We start from the raw sequence: 21,922 nt of genomic DNA, 5'->3' as shown, positions 1-21,922 counted from the left end.
TGCACTTCCCACCAGTTCATGCAAACCGCTACAACTTGAAGGAAACTTCCGACGACCTTGCCCAGAAATTTCGCAGCCTGTAAGACCGCCTTCGCGGGCAAGCCTCGCTCCTACAGAATCGAGGCACACCGCCAAAAATGGGAACAACCCCAATCCTGTAGGAGCGAGGCTTGCCCGCGAATTGAGCGCGAAGCGCTCATAAAATCTATCTGTCTCAGAGATAACAAGCCTTACCAGGTTGATTGATCTTCGAGGCTGGCTTTATGAAGGTCGTCTTTCCAAACTTCTTGCGCTAATACGTAGACATCCTGAAGAAATTCCCGAGGGTTCTCCAGTTCGTACCACTCGCCACGTGGCCAACTCGCAGCCTCATCCTCGTCAATATCAAACAGTCGCTGAAAGTCATAGTTTTCATCATTCAGTTTATTTGCAAGATACTCCACCAAAACAAATTTATGCCTATAAGACAAATAGTTTAAATTCAAACCGCGCTTTCTAATCAGCTCAACCCTGTCTTCTTTATTATTAGGATCATAGACCTCAAGTTCTGCACCTAAAGTTTCTTCGCGATCATAAACACTAAAAACTCCGATAAACCACATTAAATCCGGTTTGAATTCTTCATCTAAAAATGGGTCGCGCAACATTATTTTTTCTCCGACGGAAAGCCTGTATAAGGCCGAGTCACATCGTCCTTATCAAACTTAACTTCAAACCAATTCAGATCTTCATTTAGTTTAGGATCATTTATGTTCTGTCTGTTTGGCTTGTAACCACGACCAGCTCCAGGAAGCTCCAACCGTACAATCGGGTCTTGGTTGTGGTCTCTCCCCGTATGAGGGCTCAGTCCCAATGCCTCCCTAGTCAATGCCTTGTTTAAAGCATTGAGATGAACCCTCCAGTTACTGAACTGAGAGCTCGGATTACCTCGTGCACCTCTTGGGATTCTTCCAGTGTGAGGATCCGCTCCGTTAATGGCCCGCTGCTTAAGCGCCGCATCAGATATTTCTGAGCTGTGCTTTTTAACGGTGTGCATGTCGTACTTATGTTCCATCGCCTCGACCCTTCCCCTGGCATTAGCTTCCGCCAACTCATCAATCCTTGCCCGCCGCTGATCAGCCGTCATTTTCGGCAGCGGCGGCTCACCCTCATCAACCTTAGCGCCAGACGTATCATCCGGCGCCCCACACCCAGGCTTGTTCGGTGGCGGACAATTCCCGCTCAACCCCAACGGATCAACCCACCCCGTCGGATTCAGCGCGTACCGATACCCGTTCAGCCCACCCGCCAACTTGACCGGATCCGGCGTCAGGTACCGCCCCACCTCCGGATCATAGTACCGATGCCGGTTGTAATGCAGGCCGCTCTCGACATCGAAGTACTGCCCTTGAAACCGCAGCGGCTGCTCAAGTTGCTCGCCCCCACCGAACGCCAACCGCGTAACTTTTCCGTAGGCGTTGTACTTCGCCGACCAGACAATTTCACCGCCGTAATCGGTCAGTTCCTGCGGCGTACCCAGGTGATCGAGTTGGTAGTAAAACGGGCAAGCCTTGCGCGGGCCTTTGCCGTCGAGCATGGCCAATGGGCGGAAGGTGCCGGGTTCGTAAACATAGCTGCGGTAGTGCTCGCGGCTGCTTTCAGCGACGAGGTTGTCGCCCTGCCAGAAGAACTCGGTGGTTTTGCCGTCGACGGTTTTAGCGATGCGGCGGCCAAAAGCGTCGTAGCGGTAACTCGCGCAACGTCCGTCCGGGGTCGTGACGCTGACCAAGCGATGCTGGCAGTCGTAGGCATATTCGGTGACGAGTTTTTGCCCAGTGCCGCGACGTTCGCGGATGAGGTTGCCGAAGGCGTCGTAGTCGTAATGCCGGTCGCCTTGCATGAGCAGGCGATTGCCTTTTACGGCAGCCACACCGGCGCGGTTTTGCATCAGCAGGTTGCCGGCCGGGTCGTGGGCGAAGCTTTCCGGTGGGTCGTCGCGGGTGTGTCGCACGCGGGTCAGGCGGTTGAGGGCGTCGTAGTAATAACTGCGCTGGCCGTGGCGGCTGTCGGCGACGGTCGCCAGGTTGCCGTTGACCGCGTAGGTGTAGTGGCGCAGGTACAGCGGCCGGGTTTGTTGATTGATCGCGTGTGCTTGCAGGCGGCCCTGTTCGTCGTAGTGGTAGCGGCTGGTGAGCTGGCCTTGTTGGCGCTGCTGTTCGCGGCCAAACGTGAATTGGTGGGCGGTGAGCGGCGCGCCGTTGAGGTCGATGGCGGTCAGCGCGCCACCCTTGGCGTGGTGGTAATCGAGCTTGCTGCCGTCCGGCAGGCGCATGCGGTTGAGTTGGCCGCAGGTGTCGTAGCCGTAGCGCAAGGTGCCCCAGCCTTGGTGCTCGGTGATCAAACGGTCTTGTCGGTCGTACTCGAACTCCAGCGGATGATCGTGACCGTCGTCGACGCTGATCAGTCGGCCGAGGTCGTCGTAGCGGTATTTGACCTTGATGTCGTCGGGCAGCGTTTTGACCAGCAACCGCCCTGCCGAATCTCGCTCATAAGCGGTAACCCGCTGCGAGCCGTCGTCGCCGAACTCGGTTTTTTCCAGCAGGTTTCCATTGAGGTCGTAGCTGTACGCCGTGCGCTGGCCATCGAATCCGGTTTCCTGTCGGATCAATCCGCCAGGTGTGTAGTCCAGGCGATATTGTTCGCCGGATTCGTTTTCGATTTCTGTGAGCAACAGCTGCGCGTTGTCGTAGCGATAGCTGAGCTGCGTGCCGTCAGGGTTGATCCGGCGGCTGACCAGATGCAAACCATCGACGTATTCGTAGCGGGTAACGAGGCCAAGCTCGTCGCGTTCGGCGGTGATTTTTCCGTAGGCGTTGTAGCTGAAGGCGCGCGTGGTCCCCGTAGGAAGTGTCGTCTGAACCAATCGCCCAACGGCGTCCCACCCGTAGTGAGTGAGCGATCCGTGTTCATCCTGATCGGTAATCCGTCGACCCAGCACGTCGTAGGAAAACCGCCGCAACCCACCGTCCGGCAAAGTTTCTTCAACCAGTTGCCCCAAAGCATTGCGGACGAAGAGATGGCGACTGCTATCCGGGTAACGGATCGACAGCAACTGTCCTTTTTCATCGTAGTGATAGTGGGTGATCTGGCCGTCGGGATCAGTCTCTTCGGTGATGTCGCCCTGAGCATTGCGCTGATATTTCCAGACCGCTTTGCCGCGATACCGGGCATGCAGGAAACCGTTGCGATACTCGTAGGACGTGGGCTCGTCTTCTGACGGAATCTGCGCCACCAAGCGTCCGACTTCGTCGTAGTGGTATTCGGTGACGGCGCCGAGCGGATCCTGTTCGGCAATCAATCGACCTTTATCGTCGTAGGCCTTGAGGTGTTCGCCGCCATCCAGCTCGACCTTGCGCACCAGTCGCGCCCGGTCGTCGTGCTGGTAAACCTCTTCGCTGCCGTCGATGTTGAGGACGGTGACACTGCCCTCGTCATCCCAGACATAACGAGCTTCCATCTGCGCAAACGACGCCCAATGCCGGACGCATCGCGCAGCCTTGCCGGACCTTTCCCACTCCCAGAAGAAACTCGCCCCACCGGCCAGCTGCCGTTGCTGGATGACGTGCTGGTCGTCGTAGTCGTAACGCTCGCTTTCCCCGGCGGCGTTGGTCGCTTCGATCAGTCGCGCGCGCTCGTCGTAGCGGTAACTGACCAGTGTCTGTTCGGTTATCCAGCCTTCGTCCGACGTGTCTGCCGGGACAAAACGCTGGTAGTCGACGGCAATCAAATGGTGCTGGTCATAGCGCAACAGCAAGGCACGACCGGCACCGTTGTCGAGGCGCTGGATACGGTCGCGGCGGTCGTGAGTGATGCGCAACCGGTTGTCGTAACCGTCGCTGATCGCAGCCAATCGACCGTTGATGAAATGGTAGAAGCGCGTGTCGTCGCCAGCCTGGGCGAGGATCAGTTCTTCCGGGGCATCGCCCAGGTAAATCGCTGCACGCGAGAGGCTGTTGTGGATCGCCGGGCGCTCATTGTCAGGCAGCGGAAAGGCGGTGCGACGGTTTTCGTGGTCAATCCAGACGACGCCATCGCCATCGATTTCCAGTCGGTGCGCAAGGCTGTGACTCCAGCCAAAACCTAGGCCGCAATCAATCTCGACGGCGCTGGTGCGATAGAGGCGCGTGAAGTCGAACGGCAGGATTCCATTCAAGGAACCGTCGGTGAGGGTCAGCAGTTCTTCACCGGTGACCATCGACACCGGGCATTTGTTGGTGGCGGTTTTATCGGCGGAATCGGCGCTGTCGCCGTTGGGATTTGTGGCCTGCTTCGAAGCGTCGTCGTGGTGTTCGTTTTGCTTGAGCGTGGTATTGCGTCTGGCGTCCCAACGCAGGTGCAATCCGCCTTTTTTCACACCCGCTGCCACGCCCCGTGCGGCGACCTTTTTGTACTGGTCGACGTAGGTCATGAAGTTGTTGATGAGGGTGAAAATCGCTTTGACGAAACCCTGCACGGCGCTGACGATACGGGCGCCGTAGCTGGCGAGACGCATACCCAGGTAGGCGATGCCCGCCCCCGCACCGGCGAAGGTCAGGACCACGCCAATTAGAATGTCGATGAGCAACTGAACCACCACCGTCGACAGTGCTTCGGCGGTTTTTCCAGCGATCTCGCTGGGCGGCAACATCTCCAGCCAGAGGCTGGCGGTTCGCAACAACAAACACCGCGCCGCTTCGTCACTGGCCAGCAGTTGGACCTTGGCCATGACGTCCGGAGCGGTTTTGGCGAGCGTGGCCAGTTCATCCGCACTGCTACCCAACCGCTCAACGAACTTGCCGGGATCCTGGAGAATGTCCGAGAGCAGGCTGATGCTGTCCCACACACCAATGACCGCCGCCCAACTTCCCGCCAGCAGGCCATTACCCGCAGCGGCAAACGCCGACTGCGACCACTGCGGTTTGAAGCCTTGCCACTCAATGCGCAGCCAGTCTTCCAGCTGTCCGGTCAGGCCGTCGTAAGACTTGAAAAGCTCATCAACCTGATCCGAAGTCACCGCGCTGTGGACATGCACGCGGTAGAACTTCCCGGCAACGCCCCTGAATTGCCCCTTGCCGTTTTCATCGAGCGTGACAGTGGTTCTTTCGCCGCCATCAACGGCAATCACATCAACATCAATGTTCCCCAGCGCAACGTCATAAACCGATTCGAACTTGCTCTCGATCTGCAGAATTCCGTTTAGCGGACACTGCGCAACACTGGAGAAAAAGTCGTCATCACTGCGGCTCACCGATGTAGTGGTGTTGCCCAGTTTGATCTGCCGGTCCATGTCCATCAGCGAGGGCAGGTCCATTGCCCGGCTGACCTTGTCGGCATTGCGACTTAAAAAGCCCTTGAGTTGCTGGCGATACACACTCAGCGTGTCCTTGAAACCGTCGAGCTCCTGCTCGATCCGTACGATCTGATCCATCAGTCCAGCTCCATCGACAGGTAATCCACCAAGGCTGATTTCGGGGCTGGCGGCAGGCCCGGCTCTTCCAGAAAGATCGCGACTTTGTGCCGCAACACGCTTTCGGAAAATGCCTCGAAAAGATCAGGACGGTCCTCGCTCAACCACGTGAGCAAGTTGTTCAGCCGAGTGGTGTTTGAGTGTTCGCAGAGTTGCTTCAACAGCGTTGTGGAGATTTCCCACCATGGAAAAACCCTGGCGGTTTTCAGTGCAGTTCCACCGATGTCGAGCGGCTGACCATTAATCAGGCACCGCCCCACGACCGGTAACAGTTGAGCAACTTCGACATCCGCAGACTGAAGAATCGGCAGCAAGTAATGCCCATCCCAAAAGCGGAAAAACACCGCGTTGCCATTGGGCAAAAACACTTGCGTGAGGCTGCGCAGATGCTCGATCAACACGTCTTGAGGCGAAGAAGAAACTGCCAGCCAGCCCCAGTCGCGAGACTCGGTAGTGGCGACCCAGTCCAGAAACTCACTGCCAGCAGCGACGATTCCGACATAGGGCATGACCGGTTCCCACTCGGCGTAAGGGGTGTCGGCCCAGATCGGGCTTGGCGCATGGAACGGACTTGATCTCTGCCAGGCTTTGAACGGTTCGGCGGAGCTTGCATTGCCGAACACAGCGAACAACTGCTCGGAAGGCTCGAGTGGTTGGCGCTCCAGCCAAGCGAGGGGTGACAAGCACTCAAGCTGCACAGACACCACCCTTGCAGCGTTCACATTCTTCGCAGAATGGGGCGTCGCTTTTCAGGGTCAGAATCTGTGCTGTGCTGAGTGCCAGAAGTGTTCGTTGAGTGGTCGCGGCGCCCATGGCCGGCATCGGTGCACCGCCCAATTCAATCGGAACGCTGCTGAAGATCCCGGCGGGGCCGATGTTGATCCAGTGGCCGCCCGCCTGAATGGTCGCGTTGGCACCACCGTCGATGACAATTTGCTGGCCGGCGCTGGCGTGAAATTGCCCGCTCGCCTTGAGGGTCTGGTTGCTGACGGTGATGGAGCGGTCACCGTGAACGTGCAGGTTATCGTTGGCACCAATCACCGCACTGCGCTGATTTCCGACCTGGACGTGCAGGTCGTTCAACACGTGTTGAGTCCAGTTTCGCTGGGCCCGCAGGTAGATTTCCTCGGCGCCTTTGCGATCCTCGATGCGTAATTCGCTGTAACCACCGCCACCGGGACTACTTTGGCTGCGGAAAATGCTGCGGGTTTTGTCGGCGGGCAGATTCAGCGATATCGAGTTGGCGCCATTGGGTACGCAGCCCATGACCATCGGTTTATCGACGTCGGCATCGAGGAACCCCACCAACACTTCCATGCCGACCCGAGGAATCAGTGCGACGCCGTAGCCGTCATGCGCCCAGCCGGTGGCGACGCGCAACCAGCAACTGGAATGTTCATTGCGCTTTGCGTCACGATCCCAGGCGAGCTGAACCTTGACGCGGCCGTACTCGTCGCAGTGGATTTCACTGTCGGTCGGGCCAGTGACTACGGCGGTCTGATAACCGGTGAAAGAGGGTTTCCCGATCAGGGGTGGGCGAAACGAAACATCCCACGGCGTCGCCAGAAAGGTATTGCGATAGCCCTGGAAATCATCCGCCCCGTCGCTGCTGACTGACTCTTCGAGCACTTGCGGCTGACGGCCATGGTGTTCGATTTTGGTGATCAGCCACAGGTCATTCCAGGCCTGGCGTGGATGTTCCGACAACGCCAGGAAGTGGCCTGCCACCAAAGCGGGCTCATCGCTGCGACCTTCAGCCTGACGGTAGTCTGCGTTGTGGCGTTCCAGTGTTCGTTGAGCCAGCGCCCTGCCAGATTCGCGATCCGTGAACTGGCCGGGAAAGTGATAATCCTCAAGCGTCGGCAGTTGCCCGTTGTCGCTTCGGCTTTCAAGTTGCAGCCCGGGTTTGTGGAAGTCGTAGTCGCGACGGGCTACCGAAGTGGTGCGGGTTTCCAGCCGCACGTTGAAGCGATTGATCGCAGGCGCGTCGGCCGCCATTCCCGTGTCAGGCGAGAAAAGTGTCGGTTTGTCGATCAGGGGGAAAACCGTCTGGTCATCACCAAACACCAGCAAATGCCCGTCAGGGCTGTGCTGAAAGTGGTAGTGAATGCCGATTTCGGCGCACAAGCGCTGGATGAACGCCAGATCGCTTTCCGCGTATTGCACGCAGTACTCGCGATCGGGGTAATCGCTGCCGAGCTGAAAGGCGAACGCATCGCGCTGGATGCCATGATCCTCAAGGATTTGCGCAATGATCACTGGCACGCTTTTGTGCTGGAAAATCCGCTGATTGATGCGCTGGTCGAGGTAGGTCAAACGCGGGACCAGACTGACTTGATAGCGCGTCAGACGCTTACCGGAATCGCCCTGGCCAACCCGAAAAATCTGACCGTGAATACCGCTGCCTTGTGTATCGAAACTCAGAAATGCCTGACGATGCAGAAGGCTTTCGAGCTCGATGTCCGGCCGTTCACTGACCAGTTCCAGGTCAAAGCGGTAAGGCTGGCTGATGGCTTCCTTGCCGGTGAACTCAAGCACCTTGAGGTCATGCTGGTCACCGTCGACGGTCAGCGTAAAGCGCGGTTGATTAGCAAGAGCGAACATCCGATGTGTCTCTGCAGAGTGAAGGCGGGCGATTCTGCATGAGCGGCAAGGGGTGTTGACGAAGGGACAGGAAACTCAGATTTGTCGTGCTTTTTTAAAGATTCTTCCTTCAAAAATCGGGATGTTTGGCTACAGACATTCCTTTCAAAACCACCACTGCCCTCCTGTGGGAGCGAGCCTGCTCGCGATGGTGTATCAGTCGAAACCTCTTTGGCTGACACACCATCGCGAGCAGGCTCGCTCCCACAGAGGGCTTTTCTAACGCCCAATAAAAACGGCCCGCCTCCAAAGGAAGCGGGCCGTTTTCATGTTCGGCGAAAGGGTTGAGCCTCAGCTCATCCCGATCACTTGTTCAGGCGGAAATCAGCCTCGGCAGCGGCGAAACGCTGCAGCATGCCGTGCGTCGGCGCGCCCAGTTTGCTGACGATGTAGATCGCCAGGCTGGCGAAGATGAAACCAGGGATGATTTCGTACAGGCCCAGCAGTTCGAAGTGTTTCCACACGATCACAGTGATCGCGCCGACCAGGATGCCGGCCAGTGCGCCGTTGCGGGTCATGTCTTTCCAGATCACAGAGATCAGGACCACTGGACCGAACGCAGCACCGAAACCTGCCCAGGCGTAGCTGACCAGACCCAGCACACGGTTTTCCGGGTTGGCGGCCAGTGCGATGGCGATCAGGGCAACCAGCAGCACCATGGCGCGACCGACCCAGACCAGTTCCACCTGGGAAGCCGATTTACGCAGGAAGGTTTTGTAGAAGTCTTCGGTCAGGGCGCTCGAGCACACCAGCAACTGGCAGCTCAGGGTACTCATCACCGCAGCCAGAATGGCCGACAGCAAAATACCGGCGATCCATGGGTTGAACAGGATTTTGGCCAGTTCGATGAACACGCGCTCGTGGTTTTCGCTGACAGGCATCGCCACGGCAGGGTTGGCCGAGAAGTAGGCAATACCGAAAAAGCCTACAGCCACGGTGCCGCCCAGGCACAGGATCATCCAGGTCATGGAAATGCGACGGGCATTGGCGATCGACTTGACCGAATCCGCGGCCATGAAACGCGCCAGGATGTGCGGCTGGCCGAAGTAGCCCAGGCCCCAGCCCATCAGCGAGATGATGCCGATGAAGGTGGTGTTTTTCAGCATGTCGAAGTTGGCTGGATCTTGCGCTTCGATGGCCAGGAACGCGGTATCGACGCCGCCGGTCGCCAGCAACACGATGATCGGCGTGAGGATCAGGGCGAAGATCATCAGCGTGGCTTGTACGGTGTCAGTCCAGCTGACTGCCAGGAAACCACCGACGAAGGTGTAGGCAATCGTCGCCGCAGCACCGGCCCACAGCGCGGTCTCGTAGGACATGCCGAAGGTGCTTTCGAACAGACGGGCGCCAGCGACGATGCCGGACGCGCAGTAGATGGTGAAGAACACCAGGATCACAACCGCCGAGATGATCCGCAGCAGGCCGCTTTTGTCTTCGAAACGGCTGGAGAAGTAGTCCGGCAGCGTCAGCGCATCGCCGTTGTGCTCGGTCTGCACGCGCAGACGGCCGGCAACGAACAGCCAGTTCAGGTAAGCACCGACGATCAGACCGATGGCGATCCAGCTTTCGGACAGACCGGACATGTAGATGGCGCCCGGCAGCCCCATCAACAACCAGCCGCTCATGTCGGAGGCACCAGCGGACAATGCAGTCACGACGCTGCCCAGGCTGCGACCGCCCAGAATGTAGTCAGAAAGGTTGTTGGTGGAGCGATAGGCCATGAAGCCGATCAGCACCATTGCTGCGATGTAGATCACGAACGTGATCAGGGTTGGATTGCTAACGCTCATTAAGTGATGCCCTGGCTTTGTTTTTATGTAGCGGCAGAGTGTGAAAACGCCGACAAACGACAATGTTTGATCAAACGATTTGCGGGTCCGCGCATTTAGGACTGATGTTTCCCCAGGAAAGCCATCAGCCGGTGCACCTGTCTTTTTAACCGGTTGCACCTTGGGCGCGAATCCTATTCAACAACGCAAATAAGGTGCAACCCATTTTTTGAGAATAAGTTGCACCTAGTCGGATTTAGCTTGAAAAGCTCTGTTTTTGCTCCCTTTTAGAGCAGTCACGAGGGTTTACTAGAAGCAAAAGCACCAAGCAGGAGCGGTACGTTCGTACCGGAATTTAATTCCTGACGAGCTGCCTATTATTCCGACAAAAAAAGGGTTGCACCCGGTTGCACCTCGGAGAGCGCGCAGCTAATCTTGCCGCCAGCTGATGCCACGCGGTCGTGGCAAACATGAGGATAAAAATATGGCTACCACCACCCTTGGGGTCAAACTTGACGACCCGACCCGCGAGCGCCTCAAGGCCGCCGCGACTTCGATTGATCGCACGCCGCACTGGCTGATCAAGCAGGCAATTTTCAATTACCTGGAAAAACTCGAGGGTGGTGCAACCCTGACCGAGCTCAACGGCCTGACGGCCAAAGAAGCTGACGACAGTGGCGACGTCCACGTCGACCACGCGCACCAGTGCTTCCTTGAGTTCGCCGAAAGCATCTTGCCGCAATCGGTGCTGCGCGCCGCCATTACCGCTGCTTACCGTCGCCCTGAGCCGGAAGTGGTGCCGATGCTGATCGAACAGGCTCGCCTGCCGGTCGCCATGGCTGACGCCACCAACAAGTTGGCTGCCTCGATTGCCGAGAAACTGCGCAATCAGAAGAGCGCCGGTGGCCGTGCCGGAATTGTTCAGGGCCTGTTGCAGGAATTTTCCCTGTCGTCCCAGGAAGGCGTGGCACTGATGTGCCTGGCCGAAGCGCTGTTGCGCATCCCGGACAAGGGCACTCGTGACGCACTGATCCGCGACAAAATCAGCACCGGTAACTGGCAGCCACACTTGGGCAACAGCCCGTCGCTGTTCGTCAACGCCGCCACTTGGGGCTTGCTGCTGACCGGCAAACTGGTCGCCACCCATAATGAAGCGGGTTTGACTTCGTCCCTGAGCCGCATCATCGGCAAGAGCGGCGAGCCGATGATCCGCAAGGGCGTCGACATGGCCATGCGCCTGATGGGCGAGCAGTTCGTGACCGGCGAAACCATCGCCGAAGCCCTGGCCAACGCGAGCAAGTTCGAAGCCAAGGGTTTCCGTTATTCCTACGACATGCTCGGTGAAGCAGCCCTCACCGAGCATGACGCGCAGAAGTACCTCGCGTCGTACGAACAAGCCATCCACTCGATCGGCAAAGCGTCCCACGGTCGTGGGATTTATGAAGGCCCGGGCATTTCCATCAAGCTGTCGGCACTGCACCCGCGTTACAGCCGTGCGCAGTACGAGCGCGTGATGGACGAGTTGTACCCGCGCCTGTTGTCGCTGACCCTGCTGGCCAAGCAATACGACATCGGCCTGAACATCGACGCCGAAGAAGCCGACCGCCTCGAGCTGTCGCTGGATCTGCTGGAGCGCCTGTGCTTCGAGCCGCAACTGACCGGCTGGAACGGCATCGGTTTCGTGATCCAGGCGTATCAGAAGCGTTGCCCGTACGTGATCGATTACGTGATCGACCTGGCTCGCCGCAGCCGTCATCGCCTGATGATCCGCCTGGTGAAAGGCGCGTACTGGGACAGCGAAATCAAGCGCGCCCAGGTCGAAGGCCTGGAAGGCTATCCGGTCTACACCCGCAAGGTGTACACCGACGTTTCCTACATCGCTTGCGCCCGCAAATTGTTGTCGGTGCCGGAAGTCATCTACCCGCAATTCGCCACACACAACGCCCACACTCTGTCGGCCATTTACCACATCGCCGGTCAGAACTATTACCCGGGCCAGTACGAGTTCCAGTGCCTGCACGGCATGGGCGAACCGCTGTACGAACAGGTTGTAGGTAAAGTTTCCGAAGGCAAGCTGAACCGTCCGTGCCGCGTGTACGCACCAGTCGGGACTCACGAAACCCTGCTGGCGTACCTGGTACGTCGTCTGCTGGAAAACGGCGCGAACACCTCGTTCGTGAACCGTATCGCCGACCAGTCCATTTCGATTCAGGAGCTGGTGGCCGATCCAGTGGCCAGCATCGAGCAGATGGCGACGCTGGAAGGCGGCTTCGGCCTGCCGCACCCGCGTATCCCGCTGCCGCGCGATCTTTATGGTGCCGAGCGCGCCAACTCCAGCGGCATCGACATGGCCAACGAACATCGCCTGGCTTCGCTGTCGTGCGCTCTGCTGGCCACTGCTCACAACCACTGGAAAGCCGCGCCGATGCTCGGCTGCGTCTCCAGCACCGAAACCCCTGCGCCTGTTCTGAACCCGTCCGATTTGCGTGACGTGGTCGGTCACGTACAGGAAGCGAATGTCGAAGACGTCGACAACGCAATCCAGTGCGCCCTGAACGCAGCGCCGATCTGGCAGGCCACCCCGCCGGCCGAACGTGCTGCGATTCTGGAACGTGCCGCCGATTTGATGGAAGGCGAGATCCAGCCGCTGATGGGCCTGTTGGCTCGCGAAGCCGGCAAGACCTTCGCCAACGCCATCGCCGAAGTGCGTGAGGCCGTGGACTTCCTGCGTTATTACGCGGTGCAGGCTCGCAACGATTTCACCAACGACGCCCACCGCCCATTGGGTCCAGTGGTGTGCATCAGCCCGTGGAACTTCCCGCTGGCAATCTTCAGCGGTCAGGTTGCCGCTGCATTGGCCGCCGGTAACCCGGTACTGGCCAAGCCTGCGGAACAAACCCCGCTGGTCGCCGCCCAGGCCGTGCGCCTGATGCTCGAAGCCGGGATTCCGGAAGGCGTGCTGCAACTGCTGCCGGGCCGTGGCGAAACTGTGGGTGCCCGTCTGGTCGGTGACGATCGGGTCAAAGGCGTGATGTTCACTGGTTCCACCGAAGTCGCTCGTTTGCTGCAACGCAACGTCGCTGGCCGCCTGGATGCACAGGGCCGTCCGATTCCGCTGATCGCTGAAACCGGCGGCCAGAACGCGATGATCGTCGACTCCTCGGCACTGACCGAACAAGTCGTGATCGACGTGGTGTCGTCGGCCTTCGACAGCGCCGGTCAACGTTGCTCGGCTCTGCGTGTACTTTGCTTGCAGGAAGATTCCGCTGACCGTGTCATCGAAATGCTCAAGGGCGCCATGGCTGAATGCCGTCTCGGCAACCCTGAGCGCCTGTCCGTGGACATCGGCCCGGTGATCGACGCCGAAGCCAAGGCGGGCATCGAGAAGCACATCCAGGCCATGCGCGACAAAGGTCGCAACGTGTACCAGGTGGCCATCGCCAACAGCGAAGAAGTCAAACGCGGCACCTTCGTGATGCCGACGCTGATCGAGCTGGAAAGCTTCGATGAGCTGCAACGCGAAATCTTTGGTCCGGTGCTGCACGTGGTGCGCTACAAGCGCAAAGACATCGACCAGTTGATCGGCCAGATCAACGCTTCCGGCTACGGCCTGACGCTGGGCGTGCATACGCGCATCGACGAGACCATCGCCAAGGTGATCGACAACGTCAATGCCGGTAACGTCTATGTGAACCGCAACATCGTTGGTGCTGTGGTTGGCGTGCAACCGTTCGGTGGCGAAGGCCTGTCGGGCACCGGCCCGAAAGCCGGTGGTCCGTTGTACCTGTACCGCCTGCTGTCGACGCGTCCTGCCGATGCAATCGAACAATCCTTCGCTCGTGGCGACGCCGCCACTGCACCGGATGTTCGTCTGCGCGATGCCATGAGCAAACCGCTGACCGCCCTGCAAACCTGGGCCGACAGCAACAAGTTTGCCGACCTGAGCGCCTTGTGCGTGCAGTTCGCAGCGCAATCGCAAAGCGGCATCACCCGTGTTCTGGCAGGCCCGACCGGCGAGCGCAACAGCTACGCCATTCTGCCGCGTGAGCACGTGCTGTCCCTGGCCGAAGCTGAAGGCGACCTGCTGACGCAACTGGCGGCGGTATTGGCTGTCGGCGGCTCAGCGGTATGGCCGGAAGCTGACCTGACCAAAGCCTTGTTCGCACGCCTGCCGAAGGAAGTTCAGGCGCGTATCAAGCTGGTTGCCGACTGGAACAAGGACGAAGTGGTGTTTGATGCGGTTCTGCATCACGGCCATTCCGATCAGTTGCGTGCGGTGTGCCAGCAAGTGGCCAAGCGTGCCGGGGCGATTGTCGGGGTTCACGGGTTGTCGCTGGGCGAGACCAACATTGCGTTGGAGCGCCTGGTGATCGAGCGAGCGTTGAGCGTTAACACCGCTGCGGCGGGTGGTAATGCGAGCTTGATGACCATCGGCTAAAACCGATAAGCCGGGCTGCCGCAATAGCCGCCCGGTACGCAATACCCCTTGTGGGAGCGAGCCTGCTCGCGATAGCGGTGTGTCATCCGACACATGTATTGGATGAAACACCGCTATCGCGAGCAGGCTCGCTCCCACATTTGTTTTGTGGTGCCTGTTAAGTCGTCGCTCTGCCCTACCATCACGCTCATCAATCATCCTGTTCAGCCTCTATCCCCACGCCTAGACTCGGTCCATTCCAAAAAAAGGTAGGCCGCCATGTCCGAGACGTTGCTCAGTTCCCGCAATCTGGCTTTCGAGCTGTATGAAGTCCTCGACGCCGAAGGCCTGACCCAGCGTGAGCGTTTCGCCGAGCACAATCGCGAGACCTTCGACGCCGCCATCGGCACCGCTCGCAGCATTGCCGAGAAGTTTTTCGCCCCGCACAACCGCAAGGGCGACGAGAACGAGCCTCGCTATGAGAACGGTCAGGCGATTCTGATTCCGGAAGTGAAACCAGCGGTGGATGCCTTCCTCGAAGCCGGTTTCCTCAACGCCGCGCGCAGTTTCGACGCCGGTGGCATGCAACTTCCTACGCTGTTGTCCCAGGCGTGTTTCGCGCACTTCCAGTCAGCCAACGCGGCCTCGACTTCGTATCCGTTCCTGACCATGGGTGCGGCGAACCTGATCGAAAGCTTCGGCACCGAGGAACAGAAGCGGCGCTTCCTGCAACCGATGATCGACGGCCGCTTCTTTGGCACCATGGCCCTGACCGAGCCCCATGCCGGTTCGTCGTTGTCGGATATTCGCACACGCGCCGAGCCTGCTTCTGACGGCACCTATCGACTCAAGGGCAACAAGATTTTCATCTCCGGCGGCGATCACCCGCTGTCGGAAAACATCGTGCACATGGTGCTGGCCAAACTGCCGGACGCACCGGCCGGGGTGAAAGGCATTTCGCTGTTTATCGTGCCCAAGTTTCTGGTCAACGATGACGGCAGCCTCGGCAAGCGCAACGACGTGTTGCTGGCCGGGCTGTTCCACAAGATGGGCTGGCGCGGCACGACGTCCACGGCGCTGAATTTCGGTGATAACGGTGAGTGCGTCGGTTATCTGGTGGGCAAGCCGCACCACGGTTTGAGCTACATGTTCCAGATGATGAACGAAGCGCGAATCGGCGTCGGCATGGGCGCGGTGATGCTCGGTTACGCCGGCTACCTGTATTCGCTGGAGTACGCCCGCGAGCGCCCGCAAGGCCGCGTGCCGGACAGCAAAGACCCGAACACCGCGCCGGTGGCGATCATTCAGCACGCCGACGTCAAACGCATGTTGCTCACGCAAAAAGCCTACGTCGAAGGCTCGTTCGATCTTGGGTTGTATGCGGCACGATTGTTCGATGACACCACGACGCTTGCGACCGAAGCCGAGCGCAAACAGGCGCATGAGCTGCTGGATTTGCTGACGCCAATCGTCAAATCCTGGCCGTCGGAGTTTTGCCTGAAGGCCAACGAACTGGCGATCCAGATTCTCGGCGGCCACGGTTACACCCGCGAATACCCGGTTGAGCAGTATTACCGCGACAACCGTCTGAACCCGATTCACGAAGGCACCCACGGCATTCAGTCACTGGACTTGCTGGGCCGCAAACTGGCGCAGAACGGTGGTGCGGGACTGAAACAATTGATCCGCCTGATCGCCGACACTGCCGAGCGGGCGCAAGCGTACGAATCGTTGAATGCGCTGCGTGAACCGCTGGAGAAATTGGTGGCCCGCCTGCAAACCGTAACCCTCGGTTTGCTGACCGACCTGGCTCAAGGCAAGGTCAACAGCAGCCTGGCGAATTCGGCGCTGTACTTGAAGGTGTTTGGGCACACAGTGATTGGCTGGCGCTGGCTGGAACAGGCGATTCGCGCCGAAGAAGGGTTGGCCAAGGGGAATGCGGCGGATGTGAGCTTCTATAAAGGCAAGCTGCAGGCGGCGCGGTATTTCCTGACCTGGGAAGTGCCGGGTTGCCACCATGAATTGGCGATTCTTGAGGCTCGGGATGATGTGTGTTTGAACATGCAGGATGAGTGGTTCTGAGCAACTGATTCAGTGCAGAGTATTGGTAATACATTGAGTGTTCATTTTTGAAACACGCCAACTCTGCACTCGACACACCTGTTATTTCTGACAGCTGTGTAATCAAGGCAGCTCCGATAGGCTGGATTCCCGACGTCACACTATTTGTCGGCAACGACGGACATCACCCTGTCCGTCGGTCCTCCTATATGAGAGAGCATGATGAATACGCCAAACACACTTGCAGACAAAACAATCAAACTCCCAGGACTTGTCAGCCGTGACTATTGCGTTCTGGCATCCATTTCAGCTGGGCCTGGAAGAGCGGGAACGATTTGGACCGATTCCAAAGGGATTGAATACATCGTCCTCGACAAGAATCATCACAGGCCGTCAAACGAACAGTCCCTTATCACTATTGAGATGGTTTCCGTTGGCGCCACCGGTGAGAAGAAAGCTTCGGAGAGTACTGAAACAACGGCTGTCGGTATGATGGAAATCGTTTCGCCCGACGAGCGATATGAGTGGGACTACCTCGTCGGGTACAAGGACTACGAGGCCATGTCTGCCAACGAGTGGCTAAGCGTTGTCTATGGCTTCCCTGCCGCAGAACGCACACCAAAAATAGACCCTTATATACGGCTCACCCACGACCAATTCATTCTGGCCACCAGAGTGGGTGACAAGGTAAGAGGTAGTCGCAACAGCACCGTCACAGGCAAAGAGTATCGCTGGCAAATCGATAACGGCTATCGCGTAACCGTCAAAACAGAGGGTGATACCCAAATTGGTAATCGGTTGTTTAACCGCGATGACATGTTCAGATCAATGACCAGTGGCGACACCTATATCGATGAACAACAACGTTCCTGGGTCGTGAGAGAGAAGCGGGTTTTTTATATCGATACCGTCAATGGTGCAGAGGTATACGGGAAAGAGCTTTTGGTCTCGTCATTCGTTTCTGACTGATCATCAGCGCCCCGAGAGCGCACAAACTATCGTCGCGCTCTCGGCCAGCCTGTGCCGCCTGGGACTCGAAACTCAGCTCAACCGAAACCCACCCATCTGCCGCGCCAAATCATCCGCCAACCGCTGCAACGTCTGACAATCCTCTCGGCAAGCCCTGACCTCCCCTGCCGTCGCCCGAGCCAAGTCGGAAATCCCCTGCACGTTGCGGTTGATCTCTTCGGTTACCGCCGACTGTTCTTCCGTCGCGGTCGCGACTTGGTGGTTCATGTCGCTGATGCGCTCGATCTGCCCGGTAATCGCGGTCAGCGACGTCCCGGTGCGCTGGCTCGATTCGACACCGGTGCCGGTCGCCGCTTGACCGGTGTGCATCGACGACACCGCGTTCTCCGCGCCTTGTTTGAGGCTGCCGATTATTTGCTGAATTTCATCGGTGGACGTTTGAGTTCGCCGCGCCAGCGTCCGCACTTCATCTGCCACAACGGCAAATCCACGACCCATGTCTCCAGCCCGCGCCGCTTCGATAGCCGCGTTAAGCGCCAGCAAGTTGGTCTGCTCGGAAATCCCGCGAATCACCGCCAACACCTGATCGATCGACGCCACCTGATCAGCCAGTTCGCCCACCGCACTGGCGGCGACACCGATTTCATCGGACATGCTTTCAATATGCCGAATCGACCCACCGACCACTTCCCGCGCCTGCATCGCCTCATCGCGAGCATCCTGCGAGGCAACCGCCGCGTTACCGGCGTTCTGCGCGATTTCCTGCACGGTCAGGCCCATTTCGTGGACGGCGGTGGCGACCATGTCGGTCATTTCCTGCTGACGCCCGGAGCGTTCGGCGGTGTTGTCCACAACCTTCGCCACCTGGCTGACGGCGGTGCGTAAACGCTCACTGGTGGTCAGCACTTCGCCGATCATCTCGCGCTGACTGTCGAGGAATCGATTGAAGCCGCGCGCCAGGTCACCCAGTTCATCGGCGCGGCTGGAATCTAACCTGTGGGTCAAATCTCCACCACCGCTACCGATGGCAACCAACGCTGCTGTTACCTGACGAATCGGCCGCACCAACCCACGAGCCAGCAACACCACCAGCAACAGGCACACCAACGCCACCGCCAGGCCAATGCCGCTGCTCATCCACATGGCGCGGCGGGCTTCGGCGTAGATCTGCGACTGTGGCACTTCGGCCACCAGGGTCCAGCCCAGATCCCTCAGCGGCAGACTCAAGGCCAGGAAGTCTTCGCCATCACGCACGAAGCTGCTGCTGGCAGCTTTTTGACCCATGACTGCCTGCGTGGCCGACGCACCGATTTGCTCGACCAAGGTGCGCTTGCCACTGAATTGCGCTTCGGGGTGAACCTGGATCAAACCGTCGGAACGCACGAGATAGACCTTGCCGCGCTCACCGAAGGTGAAGTTGTGAATCAGCTCCGACAGCTCTTTCATGCTCAGGCCAAGCCCGGCAACGCCCACGACTTTGCCGGCCTGCTCGACCTTGAGGTCGATGAACAGCGCCAATTCTCCGGTGGCTGTGTCGTTGTCGATATTGAGGGTGCGCGGCTGGTTGCTGTCGAGGAACGAATAGAACCAGGCGTCTTTGGGATTGGAACGGCTAAGGCTGCGGTCCAGGCCTTTTTCAGTGAAATAGTGGTTTGAAGCCGTACCGACAATTAACGCGGTAAAGGCTTTGTGTTCGGCGCGGATGCCTTCCAGATACTGCACGAACGCGGCGGTCTGGTCACTGTTTTCACCCCCGGCCAACCAGTCGCGCACCATGCTGTTGCTGGCGATGTCCTTGGCGGCGGTGAGGGGTTGCACGAGGATGCGCTCGATGTCGTTGCGCATCGCTTCGATGCTCGACGGCAGCGCTTGTTCGACCAGGTAGCTCTGGGCGAGACGGTTGACCACGAGGGTATAAACGCCAACCACGATCAGAATACTGACCAGCAGGGCGGTGCCCATACTGAGGATCAACTGCCATTGAATACTGCGACGCCAGAACTGCATGGAGCACCCCCAAAGAATAAGAGGCTGAAACACTGCAATAGCCGTGCCGATTGTATACAACTCAATCGACAATTTATTCTTTGGTTGTGCGCAAAGCCGATCAGGCTTGATTGATCGTCTTGGAGATCACTTCAACCGTGGCGCTGACTTGCTCTTGGTAACGGTCGAGTTCGAGCTTGTGCTGCTTTTTCATTTCGATCTGCTGAGAACACAGATTCATCGCGGCCAGCACCAGCAGGCGGTCACCGATCAGGGTCGGGTACTTTCTTTTGGTGTCGGCCAAAGCAGCCTTCAACATCAATGCGGCGTCCAGCAGGGTTTGCTCTTCCCCGGCCGGCGCCTTGATCGAATAGTCCTCCCCCAGGATCGAGACGACTTTTACCCCTGCGGCGCCGACACTCATGCGCTGACCGGGCCGGCGCTGACGCGTTCAACCAGGGCCTGGATGCGGGCGGCGGTGGCGCCTTGTTTCTCTTCCTGTTCCATCAGGCTCAGTTGCAGGCTTTCGTTTTCATCCTTGGCCTGGGCCAGTTCTGCACTCAGGGTCTGGTTCTGTTGAACAAGGTCGCTGACCAGTTGTTCCAATTGGCTTAGGGATGCTTCCAACATTTTGATTTTCCAAGCATTTTCAAGGGGCGCGTACGATAAAGAAAAGTCACCACGGATGCCAGGGTTAATGGGGCGCAAGGCCTTGATTTTCCTGGCGGGCGACCTTCCTCGCGAACTTTAAAGACTGTGATTGGCGGATCTGGTTCCTGCACTTCGTCGCCATAGTTTCTGTAACGGTCTGACTGCGACAAATACGCGCAGCCCCTCAAGACTTTAGTCGTATGACCGATAAGTCATCCATACGTCAGTCTCAGCGCCGCACAGGTGCGCTCTTTTCGGTAAACACCATGTCCCTTCGTAATATGAATATCGCTCCGCGGGCGTTCCTCGGTTTCGCCCTGATTGGCGGTCTGATGCTGGTTCTGGGGGTGTTTGCCTTGAACCAGATGAGCAAGATTCGCGGTGCTGCCGAGGAAATCACCTTGAGCAGCGTGCCGAGCATCAAAAGCCTCGACGAGTTCACTCAACTCACCTTGCGCCTGCGAGTGCTGTCCTACCGTTTGCTGGTGAACCGCGAGCCCGACGTTCAGCAGAAAACCATGGAGCTGCTGGAGTCGCGCAACCAACAGATTCGTGCGGCTCAGGCGACCTACGAAAAGCTTATCAGCAGCCCGCAGGAACGTGCAGCCTACGATCAATACGTGCAGTTGCTGGGGCAGTACCGCCAGATCGAAGACCGGATGAAAACCCTGTCGCGCAACAATCAGGTCGATGAACTGCGCACCTTGCTCAACACCGATCTGCTGACCAACTCCGAAGCGGTCAACGCAGTGCTCAATCGCTTGCTGGAGATCAACACCCAGCAGTCCCTCGACACCAATCAGCGCGCCGCCGATCAATACGATTCGGCCTTCAATCTGGTGATCACCTTGCTGGTCATCGCCACCGGCCTGACCGTGCTGTTTGCCTGGCTGCTGACCAACAGCATCACCAAGCCAATCGCCAATGCCTTGAGCGCTGCCGAACAAATTGCCGAAGGTAACCTGACTCGCCCGATAACCGTTGATGGCGAAGACGAAGCCGGCCGTTTGCTGCTGGCCATGTCGAAGATGCAAGACAAGCTGCGTGACACCCTGCAGCGGATTTCCGGCTCGGCCACGCAACTGGCCTCCGCCGCTGAAGAGCTCAACAGTGTCACCGACGAAAGCGCCCGTGGCCTGACCCAGCAGAACAACGAAATCGAACAGGCCGCCACCGCTGTCAACGAAATGACCAGCGCCGTGGAAGAAGTCGCGCGCAACGCGGTGAGCACCTCGGAAGCATCGAAGAACGCCACCACGTCGGCCGGTGACGGTCGTGATCTGGTGCAGGAAACCGTCAGCGCCATCGAACGCATGAGCGCCGATGTGCAGAGCACGGCGACACTGATCGGTGATCTGGCCAATGAATCCCGCGACATCGGCAAGGTACTGGACGTGATCCGTGGCCTGGCGGACCAGACCAACCTGCTGGCCTTGAACGCCGCCATCGAAGCGGCCCGTGCCGGTGAAGCCGGGCGCGGTTTTGCGGTGGTGGCGGACGAAGTGCGTGCGCTGGCGCACCGCACTCAGCAATCGACCAGCGAAATCGAACGCATGATCGGCAGCATTCAGACCGGCACCGAGCACGCGGTGGATTCGATGCGCAACAGCACCGAGCGCGCCGAGTCGACCTTGAACATCGCTCGCGGCGCAGGGATGTCGCTGGACACGATCAACAGCGCCATCGTCGAAATCAACGAACGCAACCTGGTGATCGCCAGCGCGGCCGAAGAACAGGCCCAAGTGGCCCGTGAAGTGGACCGTAACCTGGTGAACATTCGTGATCTGTCGGTGCAATCCGCCACCGGCGCCAATCAGACCAGCGCGGCGAGCAACGAGCTGTCGCGACTGGCAGTGGACCTGAACACAATGGTTGGACGGTTCAGCCTCTAACCCGCCCCCCCTGTAGGAGCCGGCTTGCTGGCGATGGCGTCTGTGAAAT

At 58.5% G+C, this 21,922-nt stretch carries 12 protein-coding genes and 1 pseudogene; 5 read left to right on the top strand and 8 right to left on the bottom strand.

Going from position 1 to position 21,922, the window contains the following annotated elements:
- Nucleotides 1-230: 230 nt before the first annotated feature.
- The 5 genes from KGB25_RS18685 to putP all read right to left on the bottom strand — a co-directional run bounded on the left by KGB25_RS18685 (nt 231) and on the right by putP (nt 9,918).
- Nucleotides 231-647, bottom strand: a complete 417-nt coding sequence (locus tag KGB25_RS18685; protein WP_263286276.1) for a hypothetical protein — start codon at nt 645-647, stop codon at nt 231-233.
- A complete protein-coding gene (locus KGB25_RS18680; RefSeq protein ID WP_223436191.1) occupies nt 647-5,446 on the bottom strand; it encodes an RHS repeat-associated core domain-containing protein in 4,800 nt (1,599 codons plus the stop codon). Before KGB25_RS18680 ends, KGB25_RS18685 begins: the two co-directional genes overlap by 1 nt.
- Nucleotides 5,446-6,183 (bottom strand): DUF4123 domain-containing protein, encoded by a 738-nt coding sequence (locus tag KGB25_RS18675; RefSeq protein WP_223436188.1) that lies wholly within the window; start codon nt 6,181-6,183, stop codon nt 5,446-5,448. The genes KGB25_RS18680 and KGB25_RS18675 overlap by 1 nt, the downstream gene beginning before the upstream one ends.
- Nucleotides 6,173-8,089 carry a type VI secretion system tip protein VgrG gene (locus KGB25_RS18670; RefSeq protein WP_223436187.1) on the bottom strand — a complete coding sequence of 639 codons (1,917 nt, stop codon included), beginning with the start codon at nt 8,087-8,089 and terminating at the stop codon, nt 6,173-6,175. The genes KGB25_RS18675 and KGB25_RS18670 overlap by 11 nt, the downstream gene beginning before the upstream one ends.
- Nucleotides 8,090-8,433: 344 nt before the next feature.
- Complete coding sequence (putP, locus tag KGB25_RS18665; RefSeq protein WP_008042044.1) at nt 8,434-9,918, bottom strand: sodium/proline symporter PutP; 1,485 nt, start codon at nt 9,916-9,918, stop codon at nt 8,434-8,436.
- 463 nt (nt 9,919-10,381) lie between these two features.
- Here putP and putA point away from each other — a divergent pair, with 463 nt between their 5' ends.
- The 3 genes from putA (at nt 10,382) to KGB25_RS18650 (ending at nt 17,344) form a co-directional block, all read left to right on the top strand.
- Nucleotides 10,382-14,335: a trifunctional transcriptional regulator/proline dehydrogenase/L-glutamate gamma-semialdehyde dehydrogenase gene (gene putA / locus KGB25_RS18660; protein ID WP_008025099.1), complete on the top strand. Its 3,954-nt coding sequence runs from the start codon at nt 10,382-10,384 to the stop codon at nt 14,333-14,335.
- Nucleotides 14,336-14,593: 258 nt separating this feature from the next.
- Entirely contained in the window at nt 14,594-16,396 is a 1,803-nt protein-coding gene (locus KGB25_RS18655) for an acyl-CoA dehydrogenase (RefSeq protein ID WP_223436184.1), read from the top strand.
- 198 nt (nt 16,397-16,594) lie between these two features.
- The gene (locus KGB25_RS18650; protein WP_223436182.1) at nt 16,595-17,344 is read left to right on the top strand and encodes a hypothetical protein; all 750 of its coding nucleotides are present in this window, start codon (nt 16,595-16,597) and stop codon (nt 17,342-17,344) included.
- A gap of 72 nt (nt 17,345-17,416) precedes the next feature.
- Here the strand turns inward: KGB25_RS18650 and KGB25_RS18645 are convergent, their stop codons facing one another.
- From KGB25_RS18645 to KGB25_RS18635, 3 genes are all read right to left on the bottom strand, one after another.
- Complete coding sequence (locus KGB25_RS18645; RefSeq protein WP_223436180.1) at nt 17,417-19,351, bottom strand: methyl-accepting chemotaxis protein; 1,935 nt, start codon at nt 19,349-19,351, stop codon at nt 17,417-17,419.
- Between the two features lie 100 nt (nt 19,352-19,451).
- The gene (locus tag KGB25_RS18640; RefSeq protein ID WP_008025105.1) at nt 19,452-19,754 is read right to left on the bottom strand and encodes a cell division protein ZapA; all 303 of its coding nucleotides are present in this window, start codon (nt 19,752-19,754) and stop codon (nt 19,452-19,454) included.
- The gene (locus KGB25_RS18635; RefSeq protein ID WP_008025106.1) at nt 19,751-19,960 is read right to left on the bottom strand and encodes a hypothetical protein; all 210 of its coding nucleotides are present in this window, start codon (nt 19,958-19,960) and stop codon (nt 19,751-19,753) included. The genes KGB25_RS18640 and KGB25_RS18635 overlap by 4 nt, the downstream gene beginning before the upstream one ends.
- 221 nt (nt 19,961-20,181) lie before the next feature.
- Between KGB25_RS18635 and KGB25_RS30630 the strand changes: the two are divergent.
- Both KGB25_RS30630 and KGB25_RS30625 read left to right on the top strand, forming a co-directional pair.
- Nucleotides 20,182-21,018: pseudogene (locus tag KGB25_RS30630) on the top strand (MCP four helix bundle domain-containing protein); the annotation flags it as partial.
- Complete coding sequence (locus tag KGB25_RS30625; protein ID WP_404943242.1) at nt 21,001-21,873, top strand: methyl-accepting chemotaxis protein; 873 nt, start codon at nt 21,001-21,003, stop codon at nt 21,871-21,873. The pseudogene KGB25_RS30630 and the gene KGB25_RS30625, both read left to right, overlap by 18 nt.
- Nucleotides 21,874-21,922: the final 49 nt, after the last annotated feature.

Origin of the sequence: Pseudomonas sp. BF-RE-21 (assembly GCF_019947305.1) — a bacterium.
Lineage (GTDB): Bacteria > Pseudomonadota > Gammaproteobacteria > Pseudomonadales > Pseudomonadaceae > Aquipseudomonas > Aquipseudomonas migulae.
The sequence above is the reverse complement of the archived record's forward strand: the minus strand, read 5'-3'. Positions and strand labels throughout refer to the sequence as shown.

Excerpts from the sequence above, each read along its gene's own strand:
- KGB25_RS18680 (WP_223436191.1), bottom strand. The coding sequence starts at position 5,446 with ATGGATCAGATCGTACGGATCGAGCAGGAGCTCGACGGTTTCAAGGAC.
- KGB25_RS18640 (WP_008025105.1), bottom strand. The coding sequence starts at position 19,754 with ATGAGTGTCGGCGCCGCAGGGGTAAAAGTCGTCTCGATCCTGGGGGAG.
- KGB25_RS18635 (WP_008025106.1), bottom strand. The coding sequence starts at position 19,960 with ATGTTGGAAGCATCCCTAAGCCAATTGGAACAACTGGTCAGCGACCTT.
- KGB25_RS18650 (WP_223436182.1), top strand. The coding sequence starts at position 16,595 with ATGATGAATACGCCAAACACACTTGCAGACAAAACAATCAAACTCCCA.
- KGB25_RS30625 (WP_404943242.1), top strand. The coding sequence starts at position 21,001 with ATGTCGAAGATGCAAGACAAGCTGCGTGACACCCTGCAGCGGATTTCC.
- putP (WP_008042044.1), bottom strand. The coding sequence starts at position 9,918 with ATGAGCGTTAGCAATCCAACCCTGATCACGTTCGTGATCTACATCGCA.
- putA (WP_008025099.1), top strand. The coding sequence starts at position 10,382 with ATGGCTACCACCACCCTTGGGGTCAAACTTGACGACCCGACCCGCGAG.
- KGB25_RS18645 (WP_223436180.1), bottom strand. The coding sequence starts at position 19,351 with ATGCAGTTCTGGCGTCGCAGTATTCAATGGCAGTTGATCCTCAGTATG.
- KGB25_RS18655 (WP_223436184.1), top strand. The coding sequence starts at position 14,594 with ATGTCCGAGACGTTGCTCAGTTCCCGCAATCTGGCTTTCGAGCTGTAT.
- KGB25_RS18685 (WP_263286276.1), bottom strand. The coding sequence starts at position 647 with ATGTTGCGCGACCCATTTTTAGATGAAGAATTCAAACCGGATTTAATG.
- KGB25_RS18670 (WP_223436187.1), bottom strand. The coding sequence starts at position 8,089 with ATGTTCGCTCTTGCTAATCAACCGCGCTTTACGCTGACCGTCGACGGT.